The sequence below is a fragment of the Nocardia pneumoniae NBRC 100136 genome, assembly GCF_000308755.1.
Classification (GTDB): Bacteria; Actinomycetota; Actinomycetes; order Mycobacteriales; family Mycobacteriaceae; genus Nocardia; species Nocardia pneumoniae.
The window spans coordinates 15,491-36,364 of the sequence record NZ_BAGF01000058.1; the positions used below are offsets into that span (position 1 = coordinate 15,491).

A 20,874-nucleotide genomic window follows, 5' to 3' on the forward strand; every position below is an offset into this window, starting at 1 on the left:
GCCGCAGCGCAGCGGCTCTCGCGGCGCGCTGCTACTTCGCCGGGACCCGCTGCCGCAGCCAGCCGGTGACGTAGTCGAGCACCTCGGGCGCGATGGTCGTGTGGATGGAGCTGTACTCGCTGGGACGGCCGGTCTCGGTGGGCTGCATCAGGTGGTTGAGCCCAGGGAAGACGTGGACGGTCGCGTCCGGATCGGCGGCCAGGTGGTCGCGCATGGGCTGCTCACTCTGGGCGGCGGGAACCTGGAGGTCCTTGCCGCCGAAGAACGCCAGCACCGGGATGCGCAGGGCGGCGAGGGCGGGCGCGGGGTCGTAGGCGACCAGGGCGGCCAGATTCGGCGTGATTCCCGCGGCCGCCTGCTCGTCGGGCACGCGCTGATCGGCGGGCAGCGCCTGGTTCTGGCGGCGCGCCAGGTCCTTGGCGCCCGCCAGGTCGCCCGCCTTCAGCAGAGCGGCCAGCTCGCTGATCTCGCGCACCCGGGTGTCCACCTGGTCAGGGGGCGTGCCGTTCGCGGTCGCGATCAGGCGGGTCTGCTCGACGAGGATGTCCGAGCCGGGCACGCCCGGTCCGGCCATCAGGATGGCGAACGCGACGCCGCTGTCCGGGCGCGCGGCGACCAGCGGCGCGAGGTAACCGCCCTCGCTGTGGCCGAAGAGCCCGACGCGGGCCGGGTCGATCTCGGGGCGGGCACGGAGGAATCGGACGCCCGCGGCGGCGTCCTCGGCCAGGTCGGTGTAGGTGGCGTCGTCCAGCTTGCCGCTGGTGCCGCCTACGCCGCGATCGTCGGTGCGCAGCACGGCGTAGCCCGCGCGGGTGAAGGTGTCGGCCAGCAGCAGGAAGGGCTTGTGGCTCATGAGTTCTTCGTTGCGGTCCTGCGGGCCGCTTCCGGTGATCATCAGAATGGCGGGGAACGGGCCCGCCCCCTGCGGCTCGGTCAGTGTTCCCGCGATGGTGATGTCGCCGTTGCGGTAGGTGACGTCCTCGGATTTGTACGGGAACGGCGGCTTCGGCTCCTGCGGCCGGGCCAGCGGTTCGACCTCGCCGCGGCTCAGCGCGAGGCGGAAGCTTTGGCCTCCCTGCGTGAAATCGCCGGTGATCTCGTCGGATCCGGACTCGTACCGGCCGCGGAACACCGGGTCGCCCGGGATATCGGGAATCGCGAACGACACCGCGTTGCGGTCGGAGCTGACGTCCTTCAACTGCACGTCGGTCGCGCCCTGCGACGGGATGTCGATCGTGGCGGTCCCGTCGTCGCGGAAACTGACCCCGACCTGGATCGGCTGACCGGGTACCTCGATGGAGCCGTGCCAGTCGCCGGTGATCGGCTCGGGCGGATTCGACTCCGAGCACCCGGCCAGCAGCGCCGCGATCACGAACAGAACCAACGCGATCAGTCGCCCACTGCGCATGCGATTCACAGTACCGACGATCGGGATCGGTTCGGGCTATTCGCCGCGCGCATACCGCAGCCGCTATCCGAAGAACGCCTCCGCCTCGCGGTAGCGCTCCGGGGGCACGCGCTTGAGCTGCTTGGTGGCCTCCGACAATGGAACGAGGTCGATCGTGGTGCCGTGCAGTGCGACCATCTGGCCGAATCGGCCCGCGTGCACCGCTTCGGCTGCGTGCAAACCGAAACGGGTGGCCAGGACTCGGTCGTACGGGGTGGGGCTGCCGCCGCGCTGGACATGGCCGAGCACGGTGGTGCGGACCTCCTTGCCGATGCGGCGTTCGATCTCGACGCCGAGCTGCTGGGCGACGCCGGTGAAGCGCTCGTGGCCGAACTCGTCGATGCCGCCCTCACGCAAGGTGAATCCGGAATCCGGGGCCGGATGCGAGCCCTCGGCGACGACACAGATGAAATGCTTGTCGCCGCGCTGGAACCGGCGCTTGATCATGGTGCACACCTCGGCCACGTCGAACGGGACCTCCGGCACCAGGGTCAGGTGCGCGCCCGCCGCCATGCCCGCGTGGATCGCGATCCAGCCCGCGTGGCGGCCCATCACCTCGATGAGCATGACGCGCTGATGCGACTCGGCGGTGGTGTGCAGCCGGTCGATCGCCTCGCTGGCGATGCTCAACGCGGTGTCGTGGCCGAAAGTGACGTCCGTGCAATCGATGTCGTTGTCGATGGTCTTGGGGACGCCGACCACCGGGACGCCTTCGTCGGACAGCCAGCTCGCGGCGGTGAGCGTGCCCTCGCCGCCGATCGGGATGAGCGCCTCGATGCCGTTGTCGTCCAGGGTCTGTTTGATCCGGCCGAGACCGGCGCGCAGCACGTCGGGATTGGTGCGCGCGGTCCCGAGGATGGTGCCGCCCTTGGTGAGGATGCGGTCGGTGCGGTCGTCGTTCTGGATCTGGATCTTCCGGTCTTCCAATAGGCCGCGCCAGCCGTCCTCGAAGCCGACGATCGCGTCGCCGTAACGGCCGTTCGCGGTGCGAACGACGGCCCGGATGACCGCGTTCAGTCCTGGGCAGTCTCCGCCTCCGGTCAAGACTCCGATGCGCATGGCCGCTATCTTGCCCCCCATATCCGATCTCGGCAGCCTCGACCCCGTGAACGATGGGTAACAGTGACCTGGACGGATGACCTTACGCTGCGGGGCAGCGACCGCCGGGCAACTCGTCGAGATGCTCGGAGACGACCGCGGCCAGCCGGTCCAGGATGTTGATGCCGTCGCTGAAGGTTCCCGAATCCGGCTGCACCGCCACCGCGATCGCGATCTGTCCGGACGGAACCGTGATGACCCCGAACTGGCGCACCAGGTAAGACCCGGACGGTTCCGGACCCCACCCGCCCTTGAATTCGGCTCCGCTGAACTCGCCGAGACCCCAGCGCTGGCTGGCGACGACCTGCTCCATCAGCGCGGTCACGCGGCCGGACTCGGACAGGCAGGGCAGCCGCGAGGCGAACCGGACCTGATCGAGCAGCGACCACTCGGCCTGCCCGAAGGCCGAATGCTCCGGACGGGTACGGGTAGCGGGCACGACGGTCTTGGTGTCGCCCCCTTCGCGCAGCACCGCCTGCACGGCCTGGGCCGCTTCCTGCGGGCTGCCGAGCGATTGCCACAGCGTCTCGGCGGCGGAGTTGTCCGAGGCGGTGATCGCCGCGGACGCGGCATAGTTCGAGCTGCTCGGATTGCGGCGCAGCGCGGCGATGGTCAGCGGGACCTTCATCGTCGACCACGCCGGACCGCTGGTCCAGTCGCCGAAGGTCACCGGCTGAGTGCCGCCGACCGGCATGACCGCCATCCCGAGCTTGCCGCGCACGCCAGCGGCCAGGTCGGCGAAACCCGCGGCCAGCGTGCCGGGCACGATGAGGGAGAGGCCCTTTTGATCGGTCCGCGCCGCGGCCTCGGTGATGGTCGGCTCGCTCGCCGCCGGATCCTCGGGGCGGTTGGTCCCGCACCCGGCGACAACGCATGCGACAAGCGCCGCGCAGCCCAGGACTTTTCGAGCTTTGCGGAATTGATCAATAGACATTCTTCGACACATTCTTCTTGCGAACTCCCCCGGGCCTCCGTGTCAGCACGGCGTCCCGACGCCGTACCGCGTCGTCTCGCCGACTGCCCCCTCGATCGACAGGGCGGATGCCACGGGCAATGACGTACCGGGAGTTCTGATTCCGCGCGTCGCCCGACTTGCGGTGGGCTCCACCTGCCACGATCAGCTGGTTCTCGCGCGCCCCACCCCGCCGCCGATGGCTGGACCGCACCCGCCCACCACGATCTACGGGGTTCGCACGGTCGACGCCGGAGGAGGACTCATCGACACGATCGTGCTGAGCGCGCCGGATCGGACGACCGGCTGCGCACACGATCGGTTGATCCTTGTCTCCCAGCCAGGTGACGACGGCCTGGTCAACAAGCATGGACACCTCCACCTACCCGCCCGGCATCACAGGGCGGCCGGGATCAGCACCGGCCGCCGAGCACTGCCAGCTGCGGGCCTCACCCGAGAACTGCTTCTCGTTATCCCAGAGAACGTACTAGATGAATTGGTCACACCCCACCTCTCCGAATGCACCGGAGCGAACCCACCCACCCCACAGCGATCGCATAGCAAATCGTCTACAGCGTAGTAATTTTCAATAGCCGGAGCGTATTGTCGCAGTACTTATGGCCTGATCAGCCGTTGCGCAGCCCATGTCAACCTTCACCGAATAAGTGCCGCAGATTCGCCACAGTGCTGAGCCTTGACTCAAACCAGCCAATCCGTCGCAGCCCGCCGCCGGTGAACAGCGGAAACATTGCCGACCAACGGCTCCTGGCAGGATGTGGTGATGGCCGATCAGAGCCTGCGGCGCTCGCCGCGCAGCACCATGTCCTCGACCTATGTCCTCGCCGGATTGGTGGCCCTTGGCGTAGTCGTGCAATCGCAGCTCGTCTCGGTGGTCGGCGCGTCGGCGCGGCTACAGACCGCGATGACGGTCTTCGTCGGCGTCTTCGTCCAGGCGGTGCCGTTTCTGGTGCTCGGGGTCCTGGTCAGCGGGTGTATCGCGGCGTTCGTCTCGCCTGCCGTGCTGCGGAAGGTGCTGCCGCGCAACGAACCGGCGGCGATCGGTGTCGCGGGGTTGGCAGGGATGGCGTTGCCCGGCTGTGAGTGCGGTGTGGTGCCGGTGGCTCGGCGGCTGATCGAGCAGGGTGCGCCGAGTTCGGTGGCGCTGGCGTTCTTGCTGTCGGCGCCGGCGATCAACCCGGTCGTGCTGGTCGCGACGGCGGTCGCGTTTCCCGGCGAGCCGGGGATGGTGGCGGCGCGGTTCACCGGCTCGCTGGCGACCGCTGTCGTGATGGGTCTGGTGTGGTCGCGGATCGGGCGTCCGGGCTGGATGCTGCCGCACGGCGGTCATGATCACTGCGCGACCGGTCGAAGTCGCTGGGAGGTCTTCACCGAGGCGGCGCGGCACGATCTGCTGCAGGCGAGCGCCTTTCTCGTGCTCGGCGCCGCGGCGGCGGCAGCACTGCGGGTGCTGGTTCCTCCGGTCTGGTACGAGCGGTTGGCCGGACAGATGGTGATCGCGATCGTGGTGATGGCGGTGCTGGCTCTCGTGCTCGCCCTGTGCTCCGAGGCGGACGCGTTCGTCGCGGCGAGCATGTCGAGCTTGCCGCTGCTGCCGCGGCTGGTCTTCCTCGTGGTCGGCCCGGCGGTCGATGTGAAGCTGTTCGCCATGCAGGCAGGCAGTTTCGGACGGCGGTTCGCAATCCGCTTCTCGCCATTGACCTTTGCGGTGGCGGTAGTGGGCGGCACAATCGCGGGGTACGTTTTTCTCGGGGGTGCGCGATGAATCGAGAAACGCAGAATCTGTTGCTGCTGTTGATCGGCGGCGCGGTGCTGTGGACCGCGCTCGACGGCAGTTACCTGCGCTATGTGAAACCTGGTTTGTTTCCCTTCTTGGTGATCAGCGGCGTGTGCTTCCTCCTGCTCGGGCTCATCGCGATCGTTCGCGATATCCGGCGAGGCGAGGGCGCGGCCGACCATGAGCACCACACCGGCCGAGCGCAGTGGCTGCTGCTGGCACCGGCCGCCGCGCTGCTGCTCATCGCCCCACCGGCGCTGGGCGCCGGTGCCGCGACCACCGCGTCCCCGGTCCGCGTGGTGTCCCGCACGTCCGCGGACGAACCGGAATCCCGTCCGTTCCCGCCCCTTCCGGACGAGCCCGCACCGACCCTGACGATCTATGACCTGGTGAATCGGGCATTGCTCGACTCCACCCGGTCACTGGACGGCCGCGAGGTGACCATCAGCGGCTTCGCCCTCGAGACCGAGGACAGCGGACAACCGCGGCCGCCCGGCATCGATCTCGACCTGGCGCGCGTGCTGATCACCTGTTGCGTGGCCGACGCCCGATACATCTACGTCCACCTGGCGGGAATAACGGAGCCGATCGAGAACGACACCTGGCTCGAAGTTCGCGGCGTCGTCACCCCCGGCAGCGCCCACCGCGACCCCGCCCGGACACCCACGCTGGTGGTCACCGACTACCACCCGATCCCCGCCCCTGATCGCCGATACGAGCACTCCCGCTGAAACTTCCGGATCCATGCGCGTCCCACACCCATCCAGCGTGGGCGAGCATTGGACCGTCGACCGAGGAAAACGCATGACGTCGTCCACATCTCGCCGCCGATGGGGCTGCCTGTTACCGCTGGCCACCGTGATTCTGCTTGTCGTCGGATTCGCCGGGTACCTGGCACTCCAGGCCAGGTCCGAGCGGTCGCACCCGGCCGCCGCGGCCCCCGCCGACCTCTGCGAAGCGATCGGGCCCGCCGTGTTCGAGCGTTCGGTACCCGATGGAGTTCCGCAGAGGGAGTCGAATTACTCGTCGGGATCGGACGCCGCCTGCGTCTACTCCACCGCGGACAGCCGTCCCCCCACCTCCGGCATGTACGGCTTCCTGCGCGTGCGTCTGCTGCGCTACGGCCAGGTCGGCTGGGACTCGGGCGCCGAGCGAGCCGCGGCCGCTCTCGCCGATTCCTGCGCGGCCACCGCGGTAGCCGGGCAGTTCCAGAGCGCGAGCGGCCTGGGAAACGAGGCGTGCACCGCCTACAGCGAGACGGACCAGGACGGTACCGCGCACGGGTCGGCGGTGATCCGCCGCGGCGCGGACCTGATCTGGGTGGACTACTACCGGCACCCCGGAACCGCCGACCAGGCGCGCCAGGCGGTCACCGAGGTGGCGCTGGCGTCCCTGGCCGCGACCGCACAGTAGACTTGCCCGGCGAGAACCTTTACGGCATCTTTACCGATGGCGCGCCGGGAAGTCTGGTCGGCAAACGTGACCCGAGACCCGGGTGACGTGGACCGATCCTGGAGCGAGCCGGTGGCACACTCGTATTCGATCTCGACGTCTTTCGCACGGGCGATCATGCCGCGTCCGGACGTATCCTGCACATGTGCACGCCGCGCAGATAGCCGAGGACTATCCGGTGGTCGATCTCGACACCGATGCGATGGACGCCGCTCGGCTACTGGCCGAACACCGGCTACCCGGCATCGTGGTCACCGACGGGCAAGGCGCTCCGAAAGCGGTATTGCCCGCCTCGCAAGTGGTGCGGTTCTTCGTCCCGAAGTACATCCAGGACGACCCGTCCCTCGCGGGTGTGCTGAACGAATCGATGGCCGACCGGGTCGTCGACAAGCTTCGCGGCAAGAAGGTCCGCGACGTGATTCCCGAGCACCTCAGCACGGTGCCGCCGGCCCAGGCCGACGACACCATCGTCGAAGTGGCCGCGGTGATGGCGCGCTTGCGCTGTCCGCTCATCGCGGTCATGAAGGGCGACGAACTGATCGGCGTGATCACCGCCTCGCGGCTGCTGGCGGCCGCGCTGCGGAGCGGCTGAGCCGCCGCGCAGCTTCGGCCTCCGCCGCCGTTCGCCATGGGCGGTGGGCGGGGTGACGGTCACCGCGGTCGTCGTCTTCGTCGTCGCCTACCTCCTCATCGCCACCGAGCGCGTCCATAAGACCAAGGCGGCGCTCGGTGGCGCCGCGATCCTGCTCGCCCTCGGCGTGACCAGGTCCGAGCACGCCTTCTACTCCCATGAGACCGGCATCGACTGGGACGTCATCTTCCTGCTGTTCGGCATGATGGTCATTGTCGGAGTGCTACGCCAGACCGGTGTCTTCGAGTACACCGCCATCTGGGCCGCCAAGCGCGCCAAGGGATCAGCGCTGCGGGTGATGATCCTGCTGGTGCTGATCACGGCGTTCGCGTCGGCGTTCCTCGACAACGTCACCACCGTGCTGCTGATCGCTCCGGTGACGCTGCTGGTCTGCGACCGGCTCGGCGTCGATCCGGTGCCGTTCCTGATCGCCGAGGTGCTCGCGTCCAATATCGGCGGCGCCGCGACCCTGATCGGCGACCCGCCGAACATCATCATCGCCAGCCGCGCGGGCCTGTCGTTCAACACCTTCCTGATCCACATGGCACCGATCGTGGTGATCGAGCTGGCGGTGTTCACCCTGCTGCTGCCGAGGCTGTTCCGCGGCAGTTTCGAAGTCGACCCCCAGAACGCCGCCGACGTCATGTCGCTCAACGAAGGCGAGGCGATCCGCGACCGGGGGCTGCTGGTGAAATGCGGACTCGTCCTAGCGGCGGTGTTCATCGGATTCGTCGGAAACTCGCTGTTCCATATCGCACCATCGGTCGTGGCATTGCTCGGCGCGGGCGTGCTCGTGCTGATCTCCCAGGTCTCCCGAGAGGATTACCTGTCGGCGGTGGAATGGGAGACCCTGCTGTTCTTCGGCGGACTCTTCATCATGATCGGCGCGCTGGTGCAGACCGGTGTGATCGAGCGCCTCGCCGAACTCGCCACCGACGCCACCGGCGGAAACGCTCTCGTGGCGACGATGCTGATTCTCGTGGTGTCGGCGGTGCTGTCCGGTGTCATCGACAACATCCCCTATGTGGCCACGATGAGCCCGCTGGTGGCCGATCTCGTCGACAGCATGGACCACGCCCAGTCCGGTGCGTTGTGGTGGGCGCTGGCCATGGGCGCCGACTTCGGCGGCAACCTCACCGCTGTGGGCGCCAGCGCCAACGTCGTCATGCTGGGCATAGCTCGCCGCGCGGACAATCCCATTTCCTTCTGGGAATTCACCCGCAAGGGCATAGTCGTCACCGCGATCACCATCGCGGTCGCCGCCCCCTATCTCTGGCTGCGCTACTTCGCGTTCGGATAGCCGATCTCCGGACGGCGTAACCGCCGCTCAGCGGCCATCCCGGTTGCGGCGCCGGATGAGGTAGGCAATGACGAGGAACATTCCGATCAAGAGCAGCGGGAAGATCTCGCCCACAGCTCGAGCTTACCGAGTGCCAGCGGGATCACGCCGCTGAACAGCGCTTATCCGTCGATGCTTCCGGGCGGGGGTGGGAGCGGTGGTCAGTAGACGTACACCACCGCGTTCTCGCCGCCACTGCATACGACGAGCTGGCCTTCGCTCTGGCAGTTCATCGTGTAGGTCCGGCCGGTGACCGGACTGGTCGCGACCACCGTGCGGGGTGCGTCGCGGGCCGTGTTCTGCGACGTGCCGAGTTCGGCGTAGGCCCTGCGGACCTCTTCGGCGAACGCGCAGCTGGTTACGGCGGTGCCCGCCGCCGACTGGGTGAACGCCCCGGCGGCGGCTTGGCCCTGGCCGCAGGGCTTGGCGCCCGCGGGCAGTGTGACCGGTGTCGGCTTGGCCGAGGTGGACGCGGCGGACGAGGTCGGCGGGCTGGCCTGCGGCCGGATGGGGTTCACTCCCGGAGTCGGCGTATCGGACTGTCGTCCAGCGGAGGTCGTCTCGACGCCGCCGGAGCCGAGCGACTGCCAGGCGAGCGCACCGCCGACGGTCACCACCACGATGGCCAGCACCGCGACCATGATGGGCAGCGCGATGGAACGTCCCGGACGCGACGAAGAGTAATCGGCATCGTCGTAGTCGTAGGAGCCGTCCGGGTCGTCATGGCGCGACGGGTAGTCGGCACGCACCGGATAGTCATCCCGTGGCGGGTGATCCGCCTGCGGCTGGTCGCCGGTTTGCGCGGAATGGTCGGGATTCGGCGGAAATTCCACCCATGTCAGATCGTCGGCGCGCACCGGATAGCCACCCTGCGGCGGGTGATCGTCACGCACCGCATGGTCATCCAGCGGCGGGTAGTCGGCACGCACCGGATAGTCACCCTGTGGCGGATAGTCGGTGCGAGTCGCATGACCGTGGGCAGGGGCAAGGTATTGGGTCGGCGCCGCCAAGTCTTGGTGGACCGGATACCCGGATACGTCGTCCGAGGCACGCGGGCTGGTCGGAAAACCGTGGTCCGGATACTGCTCGGTCTCCGGATAATTCTCGGCTCCCGGATGCGGAGGAGTCTCGGCGAACGCGGAAAAGGCCGGTGCCTGCGGGGACATCTCGGAATACGCCTGCACCGTGGGCGTTTCCGGGTACGCCTGCTCGGGGTGCGTCCCCACGCCCGGGGCCGGATTCTCCGCCGAGGGGTACTCCGAATACGCCTGCGCGGCCCCAGCGGGTTCGTGCGGCGCATAACCTGCATAACTGCCTGGATACGCCTGCGTCGGGGGCGCCGAATACGCCTGGGTCTGCGGGTATCCCGCAGACTCCAGATATGCCTCGGTCTCCGGGTACAGGTGCGCGTCCGGGAAGGGACGCATCGGAGGCAGTCCCCCCTTGGGCGGAGACGGCGCGCTCGCCACCAACGGTGTCGGCGGTGGTTCGCCCGCCGACGGAAGCGGCGTGAACTGGGTCTCCGTCGGCCGCACGACCGTCGGCGCACTGGGGTGGATCACGGCGGCGACCGACAGCTCACCCGTCGATTCCGGCGAAACCGCCGCACCGCTCGCGGTCGGCTCACCTGGTCGCTGCGCCCGGTCGGGCGCGCGCACCACGAGCATCGGTCCGGTGGACGGCGCCGGGGCGAGCGCGGCTCGGGCGGCCTCGGCCAACGCGGTGGCGGTCGGGAAGCGGTCGGCCGGGTTCTTGGCCATGCCGCGGGTGATCACCGCGTCCAGCGCGGGCGGGATCCCGCGCGCCTGCGCGCTCGGCCGCGGCGGCGGATCGGAAAGATGCGACTTGATCAGCACATTCATGCTGTTCGCCGGGAACGGCGTTGCTCCGGTCAGGCATTCGTGCAGCACACACGCCAGCGAATAGACGTCGGCTCGGCCGGTAACCGGCCCGACGTCGAAACGCTCCGGAGCCATGTAGATATACGAGCCGACCGCCATGCCGACGAGGGTCACCGCGCTGTCGCCCTCGGTGTGCGCGATCCCGAAATCGGCGAGGTACGCGAAATCGTCGTCGGTGACCAGGATGTTCGCCGGCTTCACGTCGCGGTGCACCAAGTTGGCCGCGTGCGCGGCGTCCAGCGCCGACGCGATCTGCTCGACGATGCCCACCGCGCGAACGGGACTCAGCGGCCCCTGGCCGCGCAGGAGGGTACGCAGGTCGACGCCACGCACCAGCCGCATGTCGATGAACAGGACACCGTCGATCACGCCCCAGTCGTGGATGGGGATGACGTGCGGCTCGGCCAGCCGGGCGGCGGCCTGCGACTCGCGCCGGAAACGCACCTGGTACATCGGGTCTTTGGCGAGTTCTTCCGACAGCAGCTTGACCGCGACCAACCGGTCCTTCAGCGTGTCGTAGGCCTCATAGACCTCCCCCATTCCCCCTTTGCCCAGCAACGACCGCAGTTCGTATGGCCCGAACCGCGTCCCGGTTCTCGGCCCGGACTCCTGCACCCGTCATCCTCCACATCCCGAGTAGGGATCGCACACCGGGATCACGCGGTCCGCGACCGGAGCCCACCCGTCAACGAGTGGATTCTCCGGGTGTCACCACTCCGTGGTCAAACGCGAACACGATCGCCGCGGCCCGATCCCGGAGGTCGAGCTTACCGAAAATATGCCCGACATGGCTTTTCACGGTCACTTCCGAGATGCCGAGTTCCCGGGCGATTTCCGCGTTCACCCGGCCGCGGCCGATCAATTCGAGCACCTCGTACTCACGGGCGGTCAGTTCGGACAGGCGCGTGTCGGAGCGGGTGCTCACCGGCCGCACCATGCGGTAGGCCGAGAGCACGCGACCGGTGACCGCCGGGTCGAGCCAGGCTCCGCCGCCCGCGACCGTCCGCACCGCGCGGATGAGGTCCTCGGCGGGCGAGTCCTTGAGGATGAATCCGGCGGCGCCGGCCCGCAGCGCGCCGGACAGCAGCTGGTCGTCGTCGAAGGTGGTGAGCACCAGCACCGGCGGGGCGCCCTCGCGCGCCCGCAGTGCCCGGGTGGCGTCGATGCCGCCGACACGCTTCATGCGCAGATCCATGAGCACGACGTCGGGATGGAACTCCGCGACGGCGGCGGGCACCTCGTCGCCATCGGCGCATTCGGTCACCACGAATCCATCGCGCCTGCGCAGGATGCGCCGCAAGCCGCCGCGCACGAGTTCCTGATCGTCCACCACCAGCACGGTCACGGCGGCTTCCGCGCTCGCGGGCGAGGTCATGCTCACGAGACCGCCCCGCCGAGACGCGGCTGCCTCGTGCACGGGAGCGCGCTGCGCCTCCGGCTCCCTCGCTGACGCGCCCGCACAGCTCCGGCTCGCCCGAACGCGACTCCGTCGTGCGCGCGAGCGCGGCGTCGTCGGCTCATTCGATGACGCTCTCTCACGCACCCTCCCGTGGTGTGGTCGTGGCGCCGGGCAGTATCGAACACGAGAATCCGCCGCGAGCGGGCGCGAGCGGAATGCCTGCCCGCACCGACCAGCCGTGGTCGGTCGGGCCGACCGTCATCCGGCCGCCGAGCAACTCGGCGCGCTGCCGCATCCCGGAGACGCCCATTCCCGCGCCGCGTTGTTGCGGCACCCCGGCGGGCAACGTGTTGTCCACCGTCAGCGTCACCATAGCCGCGTCGACCGCGATCCGGATCGAGGCGGACGCGCCCGGCGCGTGTTTGACGACATTCGCCAGCGACTCCTGACCGATCCGGTACAGCGCCAGCCCGACGGCGGGCGACACCGCGCCGAGGTCGCCCTCGCATTCGTAGCGCACGTCCAACCCGGCGCGCACGAAATCGCCGACCAAGTCCCGGATGTCCTCCACACTCGGCTCCGCCACCTGCTTCCACGGCCGCGCGTCGAGCAGGCCGACCGTGCGGCGGATATCGGCCATGGCCTGCCTGCCGAGTCGCTCGGCGTCGGTCAGCGCCTCCACGGCCTCGTCCACGTCGCGGTCGGTCTCGAGCGCGTGCCGCGCCGCGGTGAGATGCAGCAGGGTCACGCTCAGCGAGTGCGCGATCACGTCGTGCACTTCGCGGGCGATCCGGTGACGCTCCTCGTCGGCGGCCTGCGCGGCGCGGATGTCCTGGTAGCCGCGTTCCTGGTAGAGGAAGCGGCGCTGATACTGCATCATCAGCCCGGCCATCCAGCCGAACGCGATGCCGACCAGGTAGGTCGGCAATCCCTCCGGCACGTGACCGATCACGTCGAACGCGACCAATTGCAGCATCATCGCCACCGTGACCGGAACGCTCACCCGCTTCGGCGCGATGGCCGCGATCTCACCCGCCGCGGCCACCAGCACGAACGGCGCGAAGTCGGCGCTGACGGGCTGGGCGAGGAACAGCGCTTCCGCCGCCATGGCGAACACACCGAGCAGCAACGGGCGGGGCATGACGCCGAGAAACGCGTACAGCGGACCGAAAGCATAGGTCAGCAGCACCGCGATGATCGGGAGCACGGTCGGGAAGTACTCGTGCCGCTGCACCGCGGCCGCCACCGCGACGACGAGCACGGCGAGATCGATGCTGATGATGACCGAGGGCGGATAGTCGAACGGCAACTGCTCGACATTGCGCCGGAACGCCGCCACCGGATCGCGTCCGAACTCGACACACCGCTGCCCGGTGCGCTGTAGCGCGGCACGCACCCGCCCGGTTCGCGGCGTACCGGGCGGTGCTTCGGAGACGCCGGTCACACCCATTCTGTAAGGCTAGCCGCCGCCCGCGAGGCGGTACATCGTCCCGCGAGCGGGCCGCAACTCCTACCGTGGTCGGAGACGCATTCGGGTCCCTGGCACGACGACAACACGGCCTTCGCGTCCGTACCGTGAGCGGTAGTTCACCGTCGGAAGGCGAAGGCCATGTCCTGGACAGATCAGCACGCGAGAACGGAGATCGTGCACACCGTGCTCACCCGCGCGGCGGCCGATCCCGCCAGTCCCGACTTGTTCGCGGACATCCCCGAGCTGGATCGGCTGTTCGGTGGCGCGGAAGGACTGCTGCTCACGCTGCGCTATCGGTGGAACATCCATTTCGACGCGAAACTCGAGCAGGGTCTCACGGAGGTCGAGGCATATCTCGAGCTGGCCGCCGAACAGCCGGTGCTGCGCGCGGTGCTGGACGCACAGTATCGTCGCCGCAACCACGCGTCGAAGGCAATGGCGCGGTAGCGCGCGAGGAACGAAGAACTGTTGATCGACCGAACGGAAACGGGGGACAAGGATGTCTGAACCGGCGGTGCTGGAATTATCCGGCGTGACGAAGGAATACCGGGTCGGCGGTCAGACCGTCCGCGCGCTCGACGAGGTGGGCTTGCACATCGAGGCCGGTGAATTCACCTCGATCATCGGGCCGTCCGGTTCCGGCAAGAGCACCCTGCTGCACCTGCTCGGCGCGCTGGACAGTCCCGACGCGGGCTCGATCCGGTTCCGGGGCGAGGAGATCGGCGCGCTCGACGAGGAGCAGCAGTCGCGGTTCCGGCGCCATCAAGTCGGTTTCGTCTTCCAGTTCTTCAACCTGCTGCCCACGCTGTCGGCGTGGGAGAACGTGGCGATCCCGAAACTGCTGGACGGCACCGGTTTGCGGAAGGCCAAGCCGCGCGCGCTGGAGCTGCTCGACCTGGTCGGCCTCGCCGAGCGGGCCGAACACCGGCCCGCCGAGTTGTCCGGCGGGCAGATGCAGCGGGTGGCGGTGGCGCGGGCGCTGATCATGAACCCGCCGCTGATCCTGGCCGACGAGCCCACCGGAAACCTCGATTCCAAGACCGGCGCCGCCATCCTCGAGCTGCTCGGCGAGATCGCCGGATCGGGCAATTCGGTGGTGATGGTGACCCACGACATGGGCGCGGTGACCTACTGCGATCGGGTGATCACCCTGCGCGACGGCCGGATCCGCTCCAACGACAGGGTCGAGCGGACGGTCAACGCATGATCGGCGCGGCGTGGGATCGCCTGCGGCTGTTCAATATCGGCGAGCTGCTCGCCCATCGCGGCCGCACCGTGATGTCGCTGGTCGTGATGGGTGTCTCGGCGTCGCTGCTGGTCGCGGTGCTGAGCATTTCCGGCTCGGTGACCGGTTCGGTGGACCGGCTGACCCGCGGTCTCGGCGGCAAGGCGCAGCTGGAGGTCACCGGAGTCACCGACGCGGGTTTCGACCAGCAGTTGCTGGGCCGGATCGCGAGCACTCCCGGTGTGGCGGTGGCGGTGCCGATGTTGCGTGTGCAGCTCGGTACCGGCGCCGACCGTGCGCTGCTGATCGGCGCCGACTCGACCATCGCCGCGTTGGGCAGCGAATTGACCGCTCCGATGAGCGCTTCCGCGGGAAAGCTGCTGTCGGTGCCGAACGGGGTGCTGGTCGGCGCGGCGCTCGGCCGCTCCGAGGGTGAGCGGTTCACGCTGGGCGGCACGACGGTCACGGTCGCGGGAGTCCTCGACGAGCAGACGTCCCGGAAACTCAACGACGGGCACCTCATCGCGGCTCCGCTCGGGCTCGCGCAGAAGATCACCGATCGGGCGGGGCGGCTGGATTCGGTGCAGATCATTCCCGCCGACGGCGCCGACCTCGGGCAGTTGCGCGCGGCGGTGACCGCCGCGGTGGACGGTCGCGCGGTGGTCGCCGAGCCGAGCTTGCGCACCGCGCAGGCGGGCGGCGTGGTGCAGATCGTCCGGTACTCCACCACGATGGCCTCGGCCGCCGCGCTGATCGTCTCGGGATTCCTCATCTACAACGCGATGAGCATGGCGATCGCCCAGCGCAGGCCGATGCTGTCGCTGCTGCGCGCCATCGGCGGCAGACGTGGGCCGATGGTGCGTGACCTGCTGGGCGAAGCGGCGCTGCTCGGTGTGCTCGGCGGCACGGTCGGCGCGGCGCTCGGCGTGTTCATGGGCCGGATCGCGATCGGCGCCCTGCCCACCGCGATCGTGCAGTCGGTGGAGGCGCGCACCGAGTATCTGGTGCCCTGGTACGTGATTCCGTTCGCGGTCGCGGCGTGCGTGTTCACCAGTGTGCTCGCGGCGTCTCTCGCCGCGCGCCAGGTGTACAAGGTCAGGCCCATCGAGGCGCTGGCTCCGGTAGGCGTCGGCCGAACGGATACGGCGAGCCCGCTGCTGCGCTGGCTCGCCGTGGCGCTGGGCGCCGGACTGGTCGGCGCCGCGGTGCTGATCGCGGGCAGCGATCTGGGCCGGTATTCGCTGACCGCCATCTCGATCTCGTTCGTCGCCGCCATTCTGCTGTGTTTCGCCGCGACCGGTCCGATCGTGCGGGCCGCCGCCGGGGTCGCACGCTGGTTCCGCGCCCCCGGGGCGCTCGGCGCGACCACGCTGGAACGCGCGCCGCGCCGCGTGTGGGCAACGGCCATGACGGTGATGATCGGCGTCGCCGCGACCGTCGGCATGAGCGGCGCCTCGAGCAACATGATCGACTCGGCCGCCGTGACATTCAAGGATCTGGCCAAGAACGACGTCTACGTCAGCCCGGCTTCGATGGCGCAATTCCCCACCGGTCCGCTGCTGCCCGCTGATCTGCCGGACAAGCTCGCGGCCGTACCCGGCGTCGCGCATCTCAGCCCGGCGCAGATGGCGTTCGCCACGCTCGGCACCAGTCGCGTGATGCTGCAAGGATTTCCGCCGGATGCCAGGGAAACCCGCATGCGGATGCTCACCGACGAGAACGTGGCCCGGCTGTCCGCCGGGGAGGGGGTGGCGATCTCCCGTGACGTGGCGCGCTCGCTGGGCGTGAGCGCTGGCGCCGAGTTGACCCTGCCGACACCGACCGGCCCGCGTACCGTGCGGGTGCTGCAAGTGATTCCGTACTTCTCGGCGATCGCGGGCGTGGTGATGATGGACCTCGACCTGATGCGCGCCTGGTACGAGCGGCCCGGCGAGACGGTCATCGCGGTCGACTTCGAACCCGGCGCCGATCCCGCGGCGGTGCTCGCGGCCATCCGCCACGTGGTGCCACCGGAACTGAACGTCGACACCGGCGCGAATACCGTGGTCGCGGCCTCGTCGAGCATTCGGCAAGGATCGGTGATGAGCAATGCCATCCTCTGGATCGTGGTGCTGGTGGCCACGGTCGCGCTGCTCAACACGTTGATGCTCTCGGTGCTGGAACGCCGCAGGGAGCTCGGGGTGTTGCGCGCCATGGGCACCGGGCGCAAGTTCCTGATACGTTCGGTGCTCGCCGAGGCGGTGGGCATCGGAGTCGTCGGCGCGGCACTGGGTTTGCTTCTCGGCGCCCTGGTGCAGTATCTGGCCGCGATCGCGATCGGGCACGCCTTGACCATCGACGTCGCCTATCAGCCGAGCCCGATGGTGCTGGTCTACGGCATGATCGCGCTGGCGCTGGCGTTGCTCGGGTCGATTCCGCCCGCGTTGCGGGCCGCCCGGCTGCCCATCGTGGAGGCGCTCGCCGTCGACTGAGCTCGCTACAGCGGCAGGTCGGCGAACCAGTCCTTGAACTCGGCGGCGGGAATGCCGAATCCCGAGGTGGGGATGCGGTCGGTGAGCGTCACCGTGGCGAACAGCAGGTAGCTGGAGCGCGCCGGGTCATCCTGGAAATCGACGACCAGGAACCCGTCCGGCAAGCCGCTGTCGGACGTCTGCCACCGGTAGGTCGAATAGGACTTGCCGTTGTTGCGTTCGGTCGCGGCGGTATTGGACGGCAGGTCGCGCACCGCCGCCTGTGCGTCCTGCGGCGATCGGAAGGCGACGAGGACGTAGTCGGGTTCGTTGATCGGCGTTCCCCAGCAATTCCAGGCCGTCGCCCATTTCGGGAAGTCCGGCACACCCTCGGCGCTGGACACCTTGCCACCCGAATCGGCCGACTTCAGGAAGCAGGTCTTGTCCCGATATCCCGGGCCGGAGCCGACGTTGTACTTCGTGTCCACACCTTGCGGCAGCAGGTTCGGAAACGCTTTCGCGAGCGTCCCGGCGTCCGCCGGTCCCGTGGGCGCTTTGGTGCCGAGATCCAGCGGTGACGCGGAGTCGGAATTGGAGAATCCGATCTTCGCGGCGACGATGCCGACGCCACCGAGCAAAGCCACCACGATCAGTACGACCATCACGATCAGACCGGTATGAGACCGGCGTTCGGGCGGGTAGCCGGGTGGCTGATGGGGTGAGTAGCCCATCGGCGGTGCATTCGGTGGAAGGGATTGCGCCGCAGGATAACTCGGAGGAGCAGTTGGGTAGCTGGGTTGCTGCGGCGCCGCCGCGTAACTCGAGGGCGCCACCGCGGATGCTCCGGATACCGGAAGCTGCTGTCCCGCAGCCTGAGTCGGGGCGTATTGCGGCGGTGCGGTGTAGGCCGGGCCGGACCCAGCCGCGATATACGTCGGCGCACTCGCATCCGGCCCTGCATAAGCCGGACTCGACGGCTGCGCGATGACGGTGGGCGCTGGTTGTTGCTGGTACTGCGACGCCACGATCGTCGGTGCGGGCGCGGTCAGCGCTTGCCGTGCGGCCGTGGCGAACTCGACGCAGGACGCGTACCGGTCCTCGGGCCGCTTGGCCATCGCCTTCGCGATCACCGCGTCGAGCGCTCCGGAGAGTCCGGCGCGCAGGGCCGCGACCGAGGGCGGCGGCAACTGGAGATGGCCGCGGATGATCTCGGCCGGGGCCGGGTTGTCGAAGGGGGCGACGCCGGTCAGCAGCCAGTACAGGGTGCACGCCAGTGAGTACTGATCGGAGCGGTGGTCCAGGTGCGCGCCGGTCATCTGTTCCGGCGAGGCGTAGGCGAGCGTCGCGGTGAACATGCCGGTCTGCGTCAGGTGGGTGGAATCCTCCCGCAACCGGGCGATGCCGAAGTCGGTGAGGAAGACGCGTTCCCCGTGGCCGCCCACCGAGCGGGCCAACATGATGTTCGCGGGCTTCACATCCCGGTGCAGCACGCCCATCCCGTGGGCGTAATCCAATGCGGCGGCGACGCCTTCGATGATCTGCACGGCCCGCTCCGGCGGCAACATCTGCGGATTCACCGTCGCCGCGTCCACGCCGTCGACGTACTGCATGCAGATCCACAACTGCTCGTCCTCGGTGCCGCGGTCGTACACCGCGACGATGTTCGGATGATCCAGCTGCGCGGCCAGGTCCGCCTCCCGCTCGAACCGCGCCCGCACCTCGGCGTCGGCGAACAGCTCGCGACTCAGCAGCTTCAGTGCGGTCAGCCTCGGCAGTCTCGGGTGCCGGGCCAGATACACCGATCCCATGCCGCCCTGGCCGAGCAGCTTCTCGATGGTGAACCCGGCGAACACCGCACCGCTGTTGAGCAACACGCCCCCTTCAGGTGACCCACGGCCGGACGTGGACGTCCGGGCGCTCCGTACAGATCCTGGAGCCTACCGGGTGTCGCCGTGGCCACGGCGTTTCGAATTCTCCGCGAAAATCGGCGAAACTATGTCCCGAGATATCGTTCTCCCGACGCGGTCGCGTGTCGCGCGACGATGTCTCCCGCCCGGTCACCCGCCGGACGGGCCCGATCAGCTATTTTGCACCGCCGACGAACAGCGAGCACGCGCAAGTGGTGGTGGGGAGGACTCGGTGGTGAGGTCGACCGGATCTGGTTCGGTGCTGCGCGCTTCGGCGATGGTGGTGCTGCTCACGCTGACCTCGTGCGCCCTGTTTCCCGGCGACCGGCCGGCCGCCGAAGCGCCCCCGATCGTCGTCGACACCGCCGGGACGTGGCGGTCGAACCTCGCGGTCTCCATGCCCGACTCGCTGGCCGCCGACTTCACTCAGCTGCAGCCGCAGCTGGCCGGGCAGGTCGGCATGGCGATCATGCCCGTCGGCGGCGGCCGGATGACCATCTTCGGCGACTGGGTCAGCGGCATCGCGTGGTCGACCATCAAGGTCCCGCTCGCGATCGCGGCGCTGCGGCACGACCGAGGAGAAGGCATCCTGCAGGAGGTGGAGGCCGCCATCACCTGGTCGGACAACGGCGCCGCCGACGCGCTGTGGCGGTCGCTCGGCGACGGTCTGGAAGCCGCCAAGGCGGTGCAGGACGTGATCGACGAAGCGGGTGACGCCGCGACCGGTGTCGCGGGTCCGCGCACCACGCTGGACTACAACTCCTTCGGCGGGACCGAATGGACGCTGGCCAACCAGGCCCGCTTCGCGTCCCGGCTGCCGTGCCTACCCGAGACGTTCCACGTCACCGAGTTGATGACGGAGATCACACCCGAGCAGGCGTGGGGTCTCGGTGTGCTGGAGGGCACGGCCTTCAAGGGCGGCTGGGGGCCGGACGACGTGACCGGCGTCTACACCGTCCGCCAGTTCGGCCTGGTGCCGGTCCGGTCCGGCATGATCGCGGTCGCGCTCGCGGCGCAGGCCGATTCCGGCACCTTCGACGACGCCACCGCCATCCTGAGCCGGATGGCGCAGCTGCTGGGACGTCATCTCGACGAGGTGCGCGGCGGGTCCTGCCCACCGCTGTGAGGGCGGGTCAGCCCGGAGTGACGAGGCCGGTCTCGTAGGCCAGGACGACGGCCTGGGCGCGGTCGCGCAGGTTCAGCTTCGAGAAGACCTTGGACACATGGGTTTTCACGGTCTGCTCGGCGACGAAGAGTGCCTCGGCGATCTCGGCGTTCGACATGCCTTTGGCGATCAGCTCCAGTACCTCTCGCTCGCGCGGGGTGAGCGCGGTCAGCTCCGGCGCTGGCTTGGCCCGCACGGCATTGCGGCGGCGGGTGACATCGGCGATGAGCCTGCGGGTGACGGTCGGCGCGAGCAGCGCCTGACCGTCGGCGACCACCCGCACCGCGCGGACCAGTTCCTCGGCGGGCGCGTCCTTCAGCAGGAATCCGCTGGCGCCGAGGCTCAGCGCCTCGTAGACGTAGTCGTCGATGTCGAAGGTGGTGAGCATCAGCACGCGCACCGGAGGATCGAATCCGGCGGCCAGGATGGCGCGGGCCGCGTCCAGTCCGTTCATCTCCGGCATGCGCACGTCCATCAGGACGACATCCGGGCGCAGCCGCTTGGCCTCGGCCACCGCGACCTTCCCGTCCGCCGCGTCGCCGACGACGCTGATGTCCGGCTGAGCCGCGAGCAGTGCCCCGAACCCCTGCCGCACCATGGCCTGGTCATCGGCGATCAACACGGTAATTGCCACCCGCCCAC

General features: G+C 68.9%; 17 protein-coding genes. 9 read left to right on the forward strand and 8 right to left on the reverse strand.

Features of this window, described 5'->3' with window-relative positions; translation table 11 throughout:
• Positions 1–31 precede the first annotated feature (31 nt).
• The 3 genes from ON34_RS18455 to ON34_RS18465 form a co-directional block, all read right to left on the reverse strand.
• Entirely contained in the window at positions 32–1,408 is a 1,377-nt protein-coding gene (locus tag ON34_RS18455) for an alpha/beta hydrolase family protein (RefSeq protein ID WP_040780864.1), read from the reverse strand.
• Between the two features lie 63 nt (positions 1,409–1,471).
• Positions 1,472–2,506, reverse strand: a complete 1,035-nt coding sequence (locus ON34_RS18460; RefSeq protein ID WP_040780865.1) for an ATP-dependent 6-phosphofructokinase — start codon at positions 2,504–2,506, stop codon at positions 1,472–1,474.
• A gap of 82 nt (positions 2,507–2,588) precedes the next feature.
• Positions 2,589–3,479, reverse strand: a complete 891-nt coding sequence (locus tag ON34_RS18465) for a serine hydrolase (RefSeq protein WP_040780866.1) — start codon at positions 3,477–3,479, stop codon at positions 2,589–2,591.
• A gap of 799 nt (positions 3,480–4,278) precedes the next feature.
• On the opposite strand from ON34_RS18465, the gene ON34_RS18470 reads away from it, so the two are divergent.
• The 5 genes from ON34_RS18470 (at position 4,279) to ON34_RS18490 (ending at position 8,675) form a co-directional block, all read left to right on the forward strand.
• The gene (locus ON34_RS18470; protein ID WP_040781155.1) at positions 4,279–5,280 is read left to right on the forward strand and encodes a permease; all 1,002 of its coding nucleotides are present in this window, start codon (positions 4,279–4,281) and stop codon (positions 5,278–5,280) included.
• Positions 5,277–6,023, forward strand: a complete 747-nt coding sequence (locus tag ON34_RS18475) for a TIGR03943 family putative permease subunit (protein ID WP_040780867.1) — start codon at positions 5,277–5,279, stop codon at positions 6,021–6,023. Before ON34_RS18470 ends, ON34_RS18475 begins: the two co-directional genes overlap by 4 nt.
• A gap of 73 nt (positions 6,024–6,096) precedes the next feature.
• Entirely contained in the window at positions 6,097–6,705 is a 609-nt protein-coding gene (locus tag ON34_RS35575) for a hypothetical protein (RefSeq protein ID WP_157172331.1), read from the forward strand.
• A 184-nt stretch (positions 6,706–6,889) separates the two neighbouring features.
• The gene (locus ON34_RS18485; RefSeq protein WP_040780871.1) at positions 6,890–7,336 is read left to right on the forward strand and encodes a CBS domain-containing protein; all 447 of its coding nucleotides are present in this window, start codon (positions 6,890–6,892) and stop codon (positions 7,334–7,336) included.
• A gap of 52 nt (positions 7,337–7,388) precedes the next feature.
• Complete coding sequence (locus ON34_RS18490) at positions 7,389–8,675, forward strand: ArsB/NhaD family transporter (RefSeq protein ID WP_040781157.1); 1,287 nt, start codon at positions 7,389–7,391, stop codon at positions 8,673–8,675.
• 200 nt (positions 8,676–8,875) lie between these two features.
• On the opposite strand, the gene ON34_RS37190 is transcribed toward ON34_RS18490, so the two are convergent.
• The 3 genes from ON34_RS37190 to ON34_RS18510 all read right to left on the reverse strand — a co-directional run bounded on the left by ON34_RS37190 (position 8,876) and on the right by ON34_RS18510 (position 13,464).
• The gene (locus ON34_RS37190; protein ID WP_245548092.1) at positions 8,876–11,230 is read right to left on the reverse strand and encodes a serine/threonine-protein kinase; all 2,355 of its coding nucleotides are present in this window, start codon (positions 11,228–11,230) and stop codon (positions 8,876–8,878) included.
• A 70-nt stretch (positions 11,231–11,300) separates the two neighbouring features.
• Positions 11,301–11,990 (reverse strand): response regulator, encoded by a 690-nt coding sequence (locus ON34_RS18505; protein ID WP_174372053.1) that lies wholly within the window; start codon positions 11,988–11,990, stop codon positions 11,301–11,303.
• A 160-nt stretch (positions 11,991–12,150) separates the two neighbouring features.
• On the reverse strand, positions 12,151–13,464 hold the full coding sequence (locus ON34_RS18510; RefSeq protein ID WP_063821705.1) for a sensor histidine kinase: 1,314 nt from the start codon (positions 13,462–13,464) through the stop codon (positions 12,151–12,153).
• A gap of 159 nt (positions 13,465–13,623) precedes the next feature.
• Between ON34_RS18510 and ON34_RS18515 the strand changes: the two genes are divergently transcribed.
• Genes ON34_RS18515 through ON34_RS18525 form a run of 3 tightly spaced genes read left to right on the forward strand, consistent with a single transcriptional unit; the run spans position 13,624 to position 17,181 of the window.
• Entirely contained in the window at positions 13,624–13,932 is a 309-nt protein-coding gene (locus ON34_RS18515; RefSeq protein WP_040780873.1) for a hypothetical protein, read from the forward strand.
• Positions 13,933–13,984: 52 nt separating this feature from the next.
• Positions 13,985–14,692, forward strand: a complete 708-nt coding sequence (locus tag ON34_RS18520) for an ABC transporter ATP-binding protein (RefSeq protein ID WP_040780875.1) — start codon at positions 13,985–13,987, stop codon at positions 14,690–14,692.
• The gene (locus tag ON34_RS18525) at positions 14,689–17,181 is read left to right on the forward strand and encodes an FtsX-like permease family protein (RefSeq protein WP_040780876.1); all 2,493 of its coding nucleotides are present in this window, start codon (positions 14,689–14,691) and stop codon (positions 17,179–17,181) included. The genes ON34_RS18520 and ON34_RS18525 overlap by 4 nt, the downstream gene beginning before the upstream one ends.
• 5 nt (positions 17,182–17,186) lie before the next feature.
• Here ON34_RS18525 and ON34_RS18530 read toward each other — a convergent pair whose 3' ends face one another.
• Positions 17,187–19,031: a serine/threonine-protein kinase gene (locus ON34_RS18530; RefSeq protein WP_083889559.1), complete on the reverse strand. Its 1,845-nt coding sequence runs from the start codon at positions 19,029–19,031 to the stop codon at positions 17,187–17,189.
• A 268-nt stretch (positions 19,032–19,299) separates the two neighbouring features.
• On the opposite strand from ON34_RS18530, the gene ON34_RS18535 reads away from it, so the two are divergent.
• Positions 19,300–20,193 carry a serine hydrolase gene (locus ON34_RS18535; RefSeq protein WP_040780877.1) on the forward strand — a complete coding sequence of 298 codons (894 nt, stop codon included), beginning with the start codon at positions 19,300–19,302 and terminating at the stop codon, positions 20,191–20,193.
• A 7-nt stretch (positions 20,194–20,200) separates the two neighbouring features.
• Here the strand turns inward: ON34_RS18535 and ON34_RS18540 are convergent, their stop codons facing one another.
• Positions 20,201–20,866 carry a response regulator gene (locus ON34_RS18540; RefSeq protein WP_040780878.1) on the reverse strand — a complete coding sequence of 222 codons (666 nt, stop codon included), beginning with the start codon at positions 20,864–20,866 and terminating at the stop codon, positions 20,201–20,203.
• Positions 20,867–20,874: the final 8 nt, after the last annotated feature.